Below are 12,947 nucleotides of genomic sequence, written 5' to 3' on the forward strand. Positions count from 1 at the left end.
TATCAAAACCCACACTCTCGAAGCCCAAGCCGAAGCCGAAGCCGAAGCCGAAGCCGAAGCCGAAGCCCCCCAATGGTCTAGTCTAAAAAAACCGTATCCGAGCCCACCCCCCACAACGAGTGCCCGGACCGGAAAACCATTGGAGTCCCCGGGAGGTGCCCCATGAGCCTGCTGCTCGAGCCGTACACCCTGCGTCAGTTGACCCTGCCCAACCGCATCGCCGTTTCCCCGATGTGCCAGTACTCCGCCGTGGATGGCCTGGCCAATGACTGGCACCTGGTCCACCTGGGCAGCCGTGCCGTCGGCGGCGCCGGCCTGGTGATCACGGAGGCCGTCGCGGTCACCGCCGACGGTCGCATCACCGCCGAAGACCTCGGTTTGTGGGACGACGCCCAGATCCCCGCCTTGCAACGCATCACCCGCTTCATCACCGCCCAGGGCGCGGTGCCGGGCATCCAGCTGGCGCACGCCGGACGCAAGGCCAGTACCTACCGGCCCTGGCTGGGCAAGCACGGCAGCGTCAAGCCCGAAGACGGCGGCTGGCAGCCAGTCGGCCCGTCGAAGATCGCCTTCGATCCACAGCACACCGCCCCCCGCGAGCTGAGCAAGGACGAGATCCAGGACATCGTCGACGCGTTCGTCGCCGCCACCGAACGGGCCGTGAAGGCCGGCTTCAAGGTGGTGGAGATCCATGCGGCCCACGGCTATCTGCTGCACCAGTTCCTTTCCCCGCTCAGCAACCAGCGCCGCGATGAATACGGCAGCAGCTTCGAGAACCGCATCCGCCTGACCCTGCAAGTCACCGAGGCGGTACGCAAGGTTTGGCCACAAGAGCTGCCGCTGTTCGTCAGGGTGTCGGCTACCGACTGGGTCGAGGATGGCTGGAACCCGGATGAGACCGTCGAGCTGGCGCGCCGCTTGCGGGCGATGGGCGTGGACCTGATCGATGTCTCGTCGGGCGGCACCTCGGTGAACGCCGAAATCCCCACCGGCCCCGGTTACCAGACCCGCTTCGCCGAACGGGTGCGCAAGGAATCGGAAATCGCCACCGGCACCGTCGGCATGATCACCGAACCCGCCCAGGCCGAGCACATCCTGCGCACCGGCCAGGCAGATGTCATCTTCCTCGCCCGGGAGCTGCTGCGCGACCCGTACTGGCCGCTGCACGCCGATGACGACCTGGGGGGCAACAAGGCCACCTGGCCGGCGCAGTATCAGCGCGCCACCAGCCGGGCCAATCCGATCCACGAGTCGGACCTGCGCGATTGATTCAGCCGCAGGCGGCCTGGCTGAGGATATCGCTGACCCACTGGTTGATGCTCTTCTGCGCCAGCTCGGCCTTGGCCGCCACGCTGGCGTGGAGAGCCGGCTCCAGGCGCAGGCTGAGTTTCCCCGAGTAGGTTTTCTGTGGCGTCTTGCCCAGACGCCGGCAGGTATCCAGGTAATCGTCGACGGCATCTTCGAATGCCTGGCGCAGTTCGCCGATCGATTCGCCATGGAAGCCGATCACATCGCGAATGCCCGCGACATGGCCGACCAGCAACTGGTCTTCGTCGCTGTATTCGATGCGGGCCGAGTAGCCCTGGTAGTGCATGACATTCATGGTGTGACTCCTGCCTGCTCCAGGAACTGGCGGGCATCCCTTACCTGATAGGGTTTGGCATGCCGGTCGGGATGAGGACGATGAAAGGTCGCGATCTCGCCGTTGAGCTCGAATCGCACGCGCGATCCTCTACCTTCGATCACCCGGGCGCCAAGAGCCACCAGGAGAGATTCCAGGCGAAACCAGTCCAGCGTCCTGGGAACAGGCTTTTTGAAAACAAGTTCGAGTAAAGCGTGCTGATGATTATTCATGGTATCAGTCTGTGATACCAGAACGAATATGTTCAATGGATCGCCGGTAGGGGGGAGGCAGGAGAAATCGCGGGAAATTTCCGCCCGGCTGGCAGCAAAAACGGCCGGGCGAAGGTCGGTTACAGGCTGCTCAATGCTTGAACATCACATGCCGTACGCAGGTGTAGTCTTCCAGCCCATACATCGACATGTCCTTGCCATAGCCCGATCGCTTCTGCCCGCCATGGGGCATTTCGCTGACCAGCATGAAGTGGGTGTTGACCCAGGTGCAGCCGTACTGCAAACGGGCGGCAAGGCGATGGGCGCGGCCGCTGTCGCGGGTCCAGACGGAAGATGCCAGGCCGTATTCGGAATCGTTGGCCCAGGCCAACGCCTGAGCCTCCTCGTGGAAGCGGGTCACCGAGACCACCGGGCCGAATACTTCGCGGCGGACGATTTCGTCGTCTTGCAGCGCGTCCGCCAGCACGGTGGGCTCGAAGAAGAAACCGTCACCGGGCAGGGCCTTGCCGCCCGTGACCAGGCGCATGTGCGGCTGCTCGATGGCGCGCTGCACCATGCCGGCGACCTTGTCCCGGTGCAGGGCGCTGATCAGCGGGCCGAGTTCGGTCTCCGAGTCATGCGGCAGGCCCGGCTTGATGCTGGCCACCGCTTCGCCCAGGCGGTCGACGAAGCGCTCGTAGATGCCGTCCTGCACGTACAGCCGACAGGCGGCGGTGCAGTCCTGGCCCGCGTTGTAGAAGCCGAAGGTGCGGATGCCCGCGATGGCCGCGTCGATGTCGGCATCGTCGAACACGATCACCGGCGCCTTGCCGCCCAGTTCCATGTGCATGCGCTTCACGCTGTCGGCGGTGTCCGCGATGATACGCGCGCCGGTGGCAATCGAGCCGGTCAGCGACACCATGCGCACTTTGGCATGGGTGATCAGCGCATTGCCGACAGTCTGGCCGCGACCGAAGAGGATGTTGAGCACGCCGGCCGGCAGCAGGTCCCGGACCAGCTCGCCCACGTGCAGCGCGGTCAGCGGGGTGAGCTCCGAGGGCTTGATCACCACGGTGTTGCCCGCGGCCAGGGCCGGGGCGATCTTCCAGGCCAGCATCATCAACGGGTAATTCCACGGCGCGATGGAGGCGACGACGCCCAGCGGGTCGCGGCGGATCATCGAGGTATGCCCGGACAGGTACTCGCCTGCCGCCGAGCCGCCCAGGCAGCGCGCCGCACCGGCGAAGTAGCGGAACACATCGGCGATGGCCGGGATCTCGTCGCCGAGTGCCGCGGCGTACGGCTTGCCGCAGTTGTGCGACTCCAGCCTGGCGAGGACTTCAGCGTGCGCCTCGATAAGATCGGCGATGGCCAGCAGCAGGCTCGAGCGTTCCTTTGGCGAGGTCTGCGACCAGCCGTCGAAAGCCTGATCGGCGGCACGAACGGCCACGTCGACCTGGGTTTCGCTGGCTTCGTTGATCTGCGCCAGCGCGCTGCCGCTGGCCGGGTCGAGCACGGTCCAGGCGGGGCCTTCACCGTCGACCAGGCGACCGTTGATCAGCATTCGGGTTTGCATGCGCGGCTTCTCCTCGGGACTCAGGGCATTGATGCCCCTACAGACTAGAAGGCACTGGCAGCGGGAACAAATCGCCAGAGAGGCAACATCCGGATGCAAATGCGTTAAGCGAGGCTTCAGGTTGGCGGCCTACTCTGGAGCCTGCTCACATTCCACCTTCCATGAGGTATCTCAGATGAATACTCGCGGTCTGCTCGACCAGCTACTCAAGACCGGCCAGTCGTTGTTGCAGAACCAGCAGGGCAAAGGCACTGGCGACAAGGGCTCGGGCGGTCTGGGCAGCCTGCTGTCCGGCGCGGGAGGCGGCGCCCTGGCGGCGGGCGCCATGGGCCTGCTGCTGGGCAACAAGAAGGCCCGCAAGTATGGCGGCAAGGCGCTCACCTACGGTGGCCTGGCCGCCCTCGGCGTGCTGGCCTACAAGGCGTACGGCAATTGGCAGGCACGCCAGGGCGAAGGCAATCGCGAGCCGCAGACCCTCGACCGCCTGCCGCCAGCCGAGGCCGAGCAGCACAGCCAGGCGGTGTTGCGGGCACTGGTGGCGGCGGCCAAGTCCGATGGCCATATCGACGAACGCGAGCGGGCCCTGATCGAGGGCGAATTCACCCGCCTGGACAGTGATCGAGCGTTGCAGCAGTGGTTGCATGCCGAGCTGAACAAGCCGTTGGATCCGGCCGAGGTAGCCCGTGCCGCGCAGACGCCGGAAATGGCCGCCGAGATGTACCTGGCCAGTGTGATGATGGTCGATCAGGAGAACTTCATGGAGCGCGCCTACCTCGACGAACTGGCCCGCCAACTGCGCCTGGACCCGGCCCTGCGCCAGGAGCTGGAAAGTCAGGTCAGGCTCGCCGCGGGTCAATGAACCGGCATTTGGCCAGTCCGACAGGCAGGGATGCCTGAATCCACCTGCATTCAGCCGCAAAAGCGTAGGGAGCCTGGGCTATACTTCGGCGATTTTTCCCGCTCGTATCGAATTCCTGAGGGCTGAATGTGAAGAACTGGACCTTGCGCCAACGGATCCTGGCAAGTTTCGCCGTGATCATCGCCATCATGCTGCTGATGATCGTGGCCGCCTACTCGCGGCTGGTGGCGATCGAGTCCAGTGAAGAAGACGTGGGCAATGACAGTATTCCCGGCGTCTACTACAGCTCGATGATTCGCAGCGCCTGGGTCGACAGCTACGTCAACAGCCAGCAGTTGGTGGGCCTGTCCAACCACCGCGAAATCACCACGGCCGACATGGAACTGTTCAAGAGTTTCGATGATCGCCTCAAGCAGCATATGGCCAGCTACCAAGGCACCATCCGCGACCCCGACGATCAGGTCGCCTTCGACGACTTCACCCGCCTGGAGCTGGAGTACGTCAAGATTGTCGATCAGGTCCTGGAAACCTACCGGCAGAAAAACTATGCCGAGGCGCAACGCTTGATCGCCGAAGTGCTTACGCCGGCCTGGAAGGAAGGGCGTCAGCACTTGAACCAGGTGATCGAGCGCAACCGTGAAGCCGCCGACAACGCCACCAACGAGATCGTCAGCGCGGTGAACACCGCCAAGGGCAGCATGATCGTCTCGCTGCTGCTGGCGATCGTGGCCGCCGGCATTTGTGGCCTGCTGCTGATGCGGGCGATCACCGCGCCCATGCAACGCATCGTGCATGCCCTCGACCGCCTGCGCTCCGGCGACCTGAGCATGCGCCTGAACCTCGACCGCAAGGACGAGTTCGGCGCCATCGAGGGGGGCTTCAACGAAATGGCCGAATCGCTGGCCAACCTGGTATCCCAGGCCCAGCGCTCCTCGGTGCAGGTGACCACCTCGGTCACCGAGATCGCCGCGACATCCAAGCAACAGCAGGCCACCGCCACCGAAACAGCGGCAACGACCACGGAAATCGGCGCGACCTCGCGGGAGATCGCCGCGACCTCGCGTGACCTGGTGCGCACCATGACCGAAGTCACCAGCGCCGCCGACCAGGCCTCGAGCCTTGCCGGCTCAGGCCAGCAGGGCCTGGCGCGCATGGAGGAAACCATGCACCAGGTGATGGGCGCGGCCGACCTGGTCAACGCCAAGCTGGCGATCCTCAACGAGAAGGCCAGTAACATCAACCAGATGGTGGTCACCATCGTCAAGGTCGCCGACCAGACCAACCTGTTGTCGCTCAATGCCGCCATCGAGGCGGAAAAGGCCGGTGAGTACGGCCGTGGCTTCGCCGTGGTCGCCACCGAGGTACGCCGTCTTGCCGATCAGACCGCTGTCGCCACCTACGACATCGAGCAAATGGTGCGCGAGATCCAGTCGGCGGTCTCGGCCGGGGTGATGGGCATGGACAAGTTCTCCGAGGAAGTGCGCCGCGGCATGTTCGAGGTGCAGCAGGTGGGCGAACAGCTCAGCCAGATCATCCATCAGGTCCAGGCGCTGGCGCCACGGGTGTTGATGGTCAACGAGGGCATGCAGGCCCAGGCCACTGGCGCCGAACAGATCAACCAGGCCCTGGCCCAGCTCAGCGATGCCAGCACCCAGACGGTGGAGTCACTACGCCAGGCGAGCTTCGCTATCGACGAGCTGAGCCAGGTGGCCGCCGGGCTGCGAGGCGGTGTGTCGCGGTTCAAAGTCTGACCACGATGAACGACCTGGCCCCCCGCGAAGATCGCAGCGCTGCCGACAAGGGCGTGCTGTACCTGCAGTTTCGCATCGCCGACCAGCGTTTCGCCCTGGATGTGCGCGAAGTGATCGAGGTGCTGCCGCTGCGCACCCTCAAGCCCATTGCCCAGGCGCCTGCCTGGGTGGCCGGCGTGTTTGCCCACCGGGGCGCGCTGGTGCCGGTGCTCGACCTTTCAGCGCTGAGCTTCGGCGTACCGGCGGCGTCGCGCAGCAGCACCCGTCTGGTGCTGGTGCATTACCGCGCTGATCCGCTGCGTCCGGAGCTGCAACTGGGGCTGATCCTGGAGCAGGCCACCGATACCCTGCGCTGCGCACCTGACGAATTCCAGCCCTACGGTCTGGACAATGGCGATGCCCGTTACCTGGGGCCTGTGCGCCAGGATGCGCGAGGGTTGCTGCAGCGCATCCGGGTGGATGAGTTGTTGCCTGAAGCGGTCCGGCAGTTGTTGTATCCCGTCGAGCCCGGGCAGGTGCCGGCATGAACGAGCAGCGTTTCTTCCGTTTCCTGCAGGATCGCATCGGCCTGGATGTAGAGTCGGTTGGCGCGCCCATGGTCGAGCGCGCCTTGCGCCAGCGCTGCGCTGCTTCGCAGGCCGTTGATCTGGACGATTACTGGCTGCGCCTGCAGCAGTCGGCCGACGAGCAGCAGGCACTGATCGAGGCGGTCGTCGTTCCCGAAACCTGGTTCTTTCGCTACCCCGAATCCTTCAGCGCACTGGTGGGCCTCGCTCACAAGCGCCTGGCCGAACTCGCTGGCATGCGGCCCTTGCGCATGCTCAGCCTGCCGTGCTCGACCGGCGAGGAACCCTATTCGATCGCCATGGCGCTGCTGGATGGTGGGCTCGCTCCAGGGGCGTTCCGCATCGACGGCATCGACGTCAGTCCGAGTTCGGTGGCCAAGGGCGAGCAGGCGCTCTATGGGCGCAATTCGTTTCGCGGCAGTGACCTGGCGTTTCGTGAGCGGCATTTTCGTGAAGTCGGTGATGTTCATCAGCTCGACGAGCGCGTGCGCCAGCAGGTCAGCCTGCAGGTTGGCAATGTGCTCGACCCGACGCTCAAAGGGCGCGAGGGGCTGTACGATTTCGTGTTCTGCCGCAATTTGCTGATCTACTTCGATGTGCCGACCCAGCAGCGGGTATTCGAGGTGCTCAAGCACCTGACTCATGCCCAGGGCGTATTGTTCATCGGCCCTGCCGAAGGCAGCCTGCTGGCGCGCCTGGGCATGCGCCCCCTGGGGATCGCGCAGTCGTTCGCCTACATTCGCCAGGATGACATCGCTCCCGTCATCCCCAGCGCGCCCATGGCAGCGCCACGCATGCTGGCGTCGAACCTGCCCCCGCGGATCACGCCACTTCCGACACGGGCTCCCAGGCCAAACCCTGTTCCGCCTCCGCGACCTGCCCTGCAGGACAGCGAGGCGCAGCTGCTGGCGGCCATCGCCCGACACGCCAACGCCGGTGACAGCGAGCAGGCCAGGGCGGGTTGCGAATGTTACCTGCGGCAGTACGCGCCCAAGGCGCAGATCTACTACTGGCTGGGCTTGCTCTGTGACATGCAAGCCGATGCCGCCCAGGCCATCACCCATTACCGCAAGGCGCTCTATCTTGAACCCCAGCACCCGGAAGCGCTGATGCACCTGGCCGCACTGCTGGCCTCGCAGGGAGACGAGGCGGGCGCCCGGCGCTTGCAGGAGCGCGCGGCGAGGGCGGGCAGGGAGTCTGAACGATGAGCCACGATATGCAACTGATCGCCCATGATGACGCGCCCATCGATGATTGCTGGAATCGCATCGGCGTGCATGGCGACAAGCAATGTCCGTTGCTGGAGCGCCATGTGCATTGCCGCAATTGCGAGGTGTATGCCGAGGCGGCCACGCGTTTGTTGGATCGTTACGCACTGATCCAGGACGAGCAGTTCGCGCCCCAGGTGCTGGAAGAGCGCGCGGTTGGCCGTTCCATGCTGCTGTTCCGCCTGGGGGACGAGTGGCTGGCCCTGGCCACCGCCTGTCTGGCGGAGATCGCGCCGCTGCAGCCGGCGCACTCGTTGCCGCACCAGCGTTCGCGGGTACTGCAGGGGGTCGCCAACGTGCGCGGCGCGCTGGTGCCATGCCTGTCCCTGGTCGACCTGCTGGGCGTGCCGGCCCAGAGCACTGCCGAGCGTACCGGGCGGGCCATGCCGCGCATGCTGATCCTCGCCGCCGACGGCGGCCCCGTGGTGGTGCCGGTGGACGAGATCGACGGTATCCATCGTCTCGACCTCGCGGGCCTGGAAAACGGTCGTGACGCGGCGCACTTCACCACCGCGGTCCTGCAGTGGCGAGGGCGCAGCGTGCGAGTGCTGGATGAACAACAGCTGATGTCAGCCGTGAAGCGGAGCCTGTCATGACCCCGGAGCAAATGCGCGATGCGTCGCTGCTCGAGCTGTTCAGCCTGGAGGCCGAGGCACAGACGCAGGTACTCAGTGCCGGGCTGATGGCGCTGGAGCGCGACCCTGCCCAACCCGACCAGCTCGAGGCCTGCATGCGGGCGGCCCACTCCCTCAAGGGGGCGGCGCGCATCGTCGGCATCGATGCGGGCGTCAGCGTTGCCCATGTGATGGAGGACTGCCTGGTGGCGGCGCAGGAAGGTCGCTTGCTGCTGCGGCCCGAACATATCGATGCGTTGCTGCAGGGCACCGATCTGTTGATGCGCATCGCCACGCCGGGCGATCAGGGCGGCGAGGCTGCTGTATCGACGTTCCTGGCGCAGATGGCAGGGGTGCTGGATCCGGCGCTGCCCGAGGTTGCGCCCGTCGTCACGTCGAGCGGGCCAGGCCAGGTCGAGTCGCCACCGCCCGAGCCAGTGGTGAGCGAGGCATTCATCGCCGAAGCCCCGGTCGTCGAGCCGGACCCCGAATCGGTTGCCCAGCGCAAGGTTGGCAGGCGCGGGGCAGAAGGCGGCGAGCGGGTGCTGCGGGTGACCGCAGATCGCCTGAACAGCCTGCTCGACTTGTCGAGCAAGTCGCTGGTGGAGACTCAGCGCCTGAAGCCCTACCTGGCGACGTTGCAGCGTCTGAAGCGCATGCATGGCCAGGGCATGCGGGCGCTGGATGGGCTCAAGGCCCAGCTGGAGGACAGCGGTCAGGGCGCCGAGGTACTCGCGGCGCTGGCCCAGACCCAGCAACTGCTGGCCGAAACCCAGCAGATTCTGTTGCAGCAGGCCGCCGACCTCGATGAGTTCGGCTGGCAGGCCAGCCAGCGCGCGCAACTGTTGTATGACACCGCGCTGGCCTGTCGCATGCGTCCGTTTGCCGATGTGCTCACCGGGCAGAGTCGCATGGTGCGCGACCTTGGGCGCTCGCTGGACAAGCCGGTACGGTTGGTCGTCGAGGGCGAGAAGACCCAGGTCGATCGCGATGTGCTGGAGAAGCTCGAGGCGCCGCTGACCCACCTGTTGCGCAATGCCGTCGATCATGGCATCGAACTGCCCGAGCAGCGTCTGCTCGCCGGCAAGCCCGGCGAAGGCACGATCCGCCTGCGCGCCTCGCACCAGGCCGGGCTGCTGGTGCTCGAGCTCGCCGACGACGGTGCCGGTATCGACCTCGAGCGCTTGCGCCGCAGCATCGTCGAGCGTGCCTTGTCGCCGGCCGAGACCGTGGCACAGATGAGCGAGGCCGAGCTGCTGACGTTCCTGTTCCTGCCCGGCTTCAGTCTGCGCGACACGGTCACCGAGGTGTCCGGACGAGGTGTCGGGCTGGATGCGGTGCAGCACATGGTCCGCGAGTTGCGCGGCTCGATCGAGTTGACCCAGGTGGCAGGGCAGGGCTGCTGCTTCCATCTGGAGGTACCGCTGACTCTGTCGGTGGTGCGCAGCCTGGTGGTCGAGGTGGGTGGCGAGGCTTACGCCTTTCCGCTGGCGCATATCGAGCGCACGCTCGATGTGCCCGCCGAAACCATCGTGCAGATCGAAGGGCGCCAGCACTTCTGGCATGAAGATCGGCATATCGGCTTGGTGGCGGCCAGTCAGTTGCTCAATCGACCGGCGACCCAGGGTGATGAGCAGAGCCTGCGGGTGGTGGTGATTCGCGAGCGCGAACAGCTCTACGGCGTGGCTGTCGAGCGGCTGATCGGCGAGCGGGTGCTGGTGGTGATGCCGCTCGATCCGCGCCTGGGCAAGGTCCAGGACATTTCTGCCGGGGCATTGCTCGACGACGGTTCGGTGGTGCTCATCATTGATGTCGAAGACCTGCTGCGCTCGGTGGACAAGCTGCTCAGTACCGGTCGTCTGGAACGTATCGAACGTGGCGGCAGGGCTGGCAAGGGCGTGGCGCGCAAGCGCATCCTGGTGGTCGACGACTCGCTCACGGTGCGCGAGTTGCAGCGCAAGCTGCTGGGCAACCGTGGCTACGACGTGGCGGTGGCCGTGGATGGCATGGACGGTTGGAACGCCCTGCGCAGTGACGACTTCGACCTGCTGATTACCGACATCGACATGCCACGCATGGACGGCATCGAACTGGTCACCCTGGTGCGCCGCGATCATCGTCTGCAGTCGTTGCCCGTAATGGTGGTGTCGTACAAGGATCGTGAAGAAGACCGGCGTCGTGGACTGGATGCCGGTGCCGACTATTATCTGGCCAAGGCCAGCTTCCACGATGATGCGCTGTTGGACGCTGTCGTGGAGTTGATCGGAGGTGCCCAGGGATGAAGATCGCCATTGTCAACGACATGCCCATGGCCGTGGAGGCCTTGCGCCGTGCGCTGGCCTTCGAGCCTGCGCACGAGGTGGTGTGGGTGGCCGGCAATGGCGCCGAGGCGGTGCGTTTGTGCGCCGAGCAGACGCCCGACCTGATCCTGATGGACCTGATCATGCCGGTGATGGATGGGGTCGAGGCGACCCGTCGGATCATGGCCGAGACGCCATGCGCCATCGTCATCGTCACCGTCGACCGCAGGCAGAACATGAATCGGGTGTTCGAGGCCATGGGCCATGGCGCGCTGGACGTGGTCGACACTCCGACGCTGGGTGCGGGAGACGCGCGGGAGGCGGCGGCGCCTCTGTTGCGCAAGATCCTCAACATCGCCTGGCTGATCGGTCAGCAGCGGCCCAGCGCGCCCCGGGCAGTCGCCACTCCCCAGCGTCAGGTGTCGCAGCGCCGCGCCTTGGTGGCGATCGGCTCGTCCGCGGGCGGGCCGGCGGCGCTGGAGGTATTGCTCAAGGGGCTGCCGCGTACTTTCCCGGCGGCGATCGTGCTGGTGCAGCATGTCGATCAGGTGTTTGCCGCCGGCATGGCCGAGTGGCTGAGCAGCGCTTCTGGCCTGCCGGTTCGTCTGGCTCGCGAAGGCGAACCACCGCAGCCCGGACAGGTGCTGCTGGCGGGCACCAATCACCATATCCGCCTGCTGAGCAATGGCGAGCTGGCCTACACTGCGGAACCTGTCAATGAAATCTACCGGCCTTCGATCGATGTGTTTTTCGAGAGCGTGGCGCGGTACTGGTCTGGCGAGGCGGTGGGCGTGCTGCTCACCGGCATGGGGCGCGACGGCGCGCAGGGTCTGAAGCTCATGCGCCAGCAGGGCTTTCTGACCATCGCCCAGGACCAGCAGAGCAGTGCGGTCTACGGCATGCCCAAGGCCGCCGCGGCGATCGACGCCGCGGTGGAAATTCGTCCGCTTGAGCGAATCGCCGGGCGACTGATGGAAATCTTTTCGAAATGACGATATGTATTGAGTCACGCCGCCTGGCCGGCAGTGATCTGGTGACTACGGATGAATGATCTCCCGATCGAAGGTTTCACGACCATCAACGAAAGTGCGGCGATGGTCCTGCTGGTAGACGATCAGGCAATGATCGGCGAGGCGGTGCGTCGTGGGCTGGCCCACGAAGAGAACATCGACTTCCACTTCTGCGCCGACCCGCACCAGGCAGTGGCCCAGGCCATGCGCATCAAGCCCACGGTTATCCTGCAGGACTTGATCATGCCGGGCCTCGATGGCCTGACGCTGGTCCGCGAGTACCGCAACAATCCGGCGACCCAGGACATTCCGATCATCGTGCTGTCGACCAAGGAGGACCCGCTGGTCAAGAGCGCGGCGTTCGCTGCCGGGGCCAACGATTACCTGGTGAAGCTGCCCGACACCATCGAACTGGTGGCGCGTATCCGCTACCACTCGCGCTCGTACCTCACGCTGTTGCAGCGTGACGAGGCCTATCGGGCCCTGCGCGTGAGCCAGCAGCAGTTGCTTGACACCAACCTGATGCTGCAGCGGTTGATGAACTCCGATGGCCTCACGGGGCTGTCCAACCGCCGTCACTTCGATGAATACCTGGAGCTGGAATGGCGCCGGGCCATGCGTGAGCAGCAGCAGTTGTCGCTGTTGATGATCGATGTGGACTACTTCAAGGCGTTCAACGACAGCTTCGGTCACCTGGCGGGTGACGAAGCCTTGCGTCAGGTGGCCGAGGCTATTCGCGGCAGTTGCTCGCGTCCCACTGACTTGCCGGCGCGCTATGGTGGCGAGGAGTTCGCCCTGGTGTTGCCCAATACCTCGCCTGGTGGCGCCCGGTTGGTCGCTGAAAAGCTGCGTCAGACCATCATGACGCTGAAAATCGCCCATACGATGCCTGAGGCGACCTCGTACCTGACGGTCAGCATTGGCCTGGCGACCCTTACGCCGAGCGTCGGCAGCCATTGCCGGCAGCTGATCTCGGCGGCGGACAAGGGGTTGTACCAGGCCAAGAACAGCGGACGTAATCAGGTTGGGATTGCCTGATGGGGTTTTCGCGGGGGGAGTGCTTTCAGATTTGCACTAACCCTGCGGGGGGCTTTTCGTCGAAAGATTGAAATGACTTTTTGGGGCTGAGTGTTAAATTTCAAGCTTCAAGCTTCAAGCTTCAAGCTTCAA

Annotated in this window: 12 protein-coding genes; 9 read left to right on the forward strand and 3 right to left on the reverse strand. The window is 65.1% G+C overall.

Annotated elements, in window-relative coordinates:
* The first annotated feature begins 162 nt into the window (after nt 1-162).
* Entirely contained in the window at nt 163-1,269 is a 1,107-nt protein-coding gene (locus tag N5D48_RS23885; protein WP_279888481.1) for an NADH:flavin oxidoreductase/NADH oxidase, read from the forward strand.
* Between the two features lies 1 nt (nt 1,270).
* Here N5D48_RS23885 and N5D48_RS23890 read toward each other — a convergent pair whose 3' ends face one another.
* From N5D48_RS23890 to N5D48_RS23900, 3 genes are all read right to left on the reverse strand, one after another.
* A complete protein-coding gene (locus tag N5D48_RS23890; RefSeq protein WP_279888483.1) occupies nt 1,271-1,603 on the reverse strand; it encodes a type II toxin-antitoxin system HicB family antitoxin in 333 nt (110 codons plus the stop codon).
* Nucleotides 1,600-1,854, reverse strand: coding sequence for a type II toxin-antitoxin system HicA family toxin (locus tag N5D48_RS23895; protein WP_279888485.1), 255 nt, complete (start codon nt 1,852-1,854; stop codon nt 1,600-1,602). The genes N5D48_RS23890 and N5D48_RS23895 overlap by 4 nt, the downstream gene beginning before the upstream one ends.
* A 130-nt stretch (nt 1,855-1,984) precedes the next feature.
* Nucleotides 1,985-3,409, reverse strand: coding sequence for a gamma-aminobutyraldehyde dehydrogenase (locus N5D48_RS23900; RefSeq protein ID WP_279888486.1), 1,425 nt, complete (start codon nt 3,407-3,409; stop codon nt 1,985-1,987).
* A gap of 175 nt (nt 3,410-3,584) precedes the next feature.
* Between N5D48_RS23900 and N5D48_RS23905 the strand changes: the two genes are divergently transcribed.
* The 8 genes from N5D48_RS23905 to N5D48_RS23940 all read left to right on the forward strand — a co-directional run bounded on the left by N5D48_RS23905 (nt 3,585) and on the right by N5D48_RS23940 (nt 12,815).
* A complete protein-coding gene (locus N5D48_RS23905; protein ID WP_279888488.1) occupies nt 3,585-4,268 on the forward strand; it encodes a tellurite resistance TerB family protein in 684 nt (227 codons plus the stop codon).
* 128 nt (nt 4,269-4,396) lie between these two features.
* Nucleotides 4,397-6,019, forward strand: coding sequence for a methyl-accepting chemotaxis protein (locus N5D48_RS23910; protein WP_279888489.1), 1,623 nt, complete (start codon nt 4,397-4,399; stop codon nt 6,017-6,019).
* Nucleotides 6,020-6,024: 5 nt separating this feature from the next.
* Nucleotides 6,025-6,546 (forward strand): chemotaxis protein CheW, encoded by a 522-nt coding sequence (locus N5D48_RS23915; protein ID WP_279888491.1) that lies wholly within the window; start codon nt 6,025-6,027, stop codon nt 6,544-6,546.
* Nucleotides 6,543-7,793 carry a CheR family methyltransferase gene (locus N5D48_RS23920; RefSeq protein WP_279888492.1) on the forward strand — a complete coding sequence of 417 codons (1,251 nt, stop codon included), beginning with the start codon at nt 6,543-6,545 and terminating at the stop codon, nt 7,791-7,793. Before N5D48_RS23915 ends, N5D48_RS23920 begins: the two co-directional genes overlap by 4 nt.
* Entirely contained in the window at nt 7,790-8,449 is a 660-nt protein-coding gene (locus tag N5D48_RS23925; protein ID WP_279888493.1) for a chemotaxis protein CheW, read from the forward strand. Before N5D48_RS23920 ends, N5D48_RS23925 begins: the two co-directional genes overlap by 4 nt.
* Nucleotides 8,446-10,749: a hybrid sensor histidine kinase/response regulator gene (locus N5D48_RS23930; protein ID WP_279888495.1), complete on the forward strand. Its 2,304-nt coding sequence runs from the start codon at nt 8,446-8,448 to the stop codon at nt 10,747-10,749. Before N5D48_RS23925 ends, N5D48_RS23930 begins: the two co-directional genes overlap by 4 nt.
* Nucleotides 10,746-11,759: a chemotaxis response regulator protein-glutamate methylesterase gene (locus tag N5D48_RS23935; protein ID WP_279888496.1), complete on the forward strand. Its 1,014-nt coding sequence runs from the start codon at nt 10,746-10,748 to the stop codon at nt 11,757-11,759. The genes N5D48_RS23930 and N5D48_RS23935 overlap by 4 nt, the downstream gene beginning before the upstream one ends.
* Before the next feature lie 51 nt (nt 11,760-11,810).
* The gene (locus N5D48_RS23940) at nt 11,811-12,815 is read left to right on the forward strand and encodes a PleD family two-component system response regulator (protein ID WP_279888497.1); all 1,005 of its coding nucleotides are present in this window, start codon (nt 11,811-11,813) and stop codon (nt 12,813-12,815) included.
* The last annotated feature ends 132 nt before the right edge of the window (nt 12,816-12,947 follow it).

This window comes from Pseudomonas sp. GD03858 (assembly GCF_029840925.1).
Taxonomy (GTDB): Bacteria; Pseudomonadota; Gammaproteobacteria; order Pseudomonadales; family Pseudomonadaceae; genus Aquipseudomonas.

Excerpts from the sequence above, each read along its gene's own strand:
- N5D48_RS23890 (WP_279888483.1), bottom strand. The coding sequence starts at position 1,603 with ATGAATGTCATGCACTACCAGGGCTACTCGGCCCGCATCGAATACAGC.
- N5D48_RS23930 (WP_279888495.1), top strand. The coding sequence starts at position 8,446 with ATGACCCCGGAGCAAATGCGCGATGCGTCGCTGCTCGAGCTGTTCAGC.
- N5D48_RS23900 (WP_279888486.1), bottom strand. The coding sequence starts at position 3,409 with ATGCAAACCCGAATGCTGATCAACGGTCGCCTGGTCGACGGTGAAGGC.
- N5D48_RS23920 (WP_279888492.1), top strand. The coding sequence starts at position 6,543 with ATGAACGAGCAGCGTTTCTTCCGTTTCCTGCAGGATCGCATCGGCCTG.
- N5D48_RS23915 (WP_279888491.1), top strand. The coding sequence starts at position 6,025 with ATGAACGACCTGGCCCCCCGCGAAGATCGCAGCGCTGCCGACAAGGGC.
- N5D48_RS23925 (WP_279888493.1), top strand. The coding sequence starts at position 7,790 with ATGAGCCACGATATGCAACTGATCGCCCATGATGACGCGCCCATCGAT.
- N5D48_RS23940 (WP_279888497.1), top strand. The coding sequence starts at position 11,811 with ATGAATGATCTCCCGATCGAAGGTTTCACGACCATCAACGAAAGTGCG.
- N5D48_RS23935 (WP_279888496.1), top strand. The coding sequence starts at position 10,746 with ATGAAGATCGCCATTGTCAACGACATGCCCATGGCCGTGGAGGCCTTG.
- N5D48_RS23885 (WP_279888481.1), top strand. The coding sequence starts at position 163 with ATGAGCCTGCTGCTCGAGCCGTACACCCTGCGTCAGTTGACCCTGCCC.
- N5D48_RS23895 (WP_279888485.1), bottom strand. The coding sequence starts at position 1,854 with ATGAATAATCATCAGCACGCTTTACTCGAACTTGTTTTCAAAAAGCCT.
- N5D48_RS23905 (WP_279888488.1), top strand. The coding sequence starts at position 3,585 with ATGAATACTCGCGGTCTGCTCGACCAGCTACTCAAGACCGGCCAGTCG.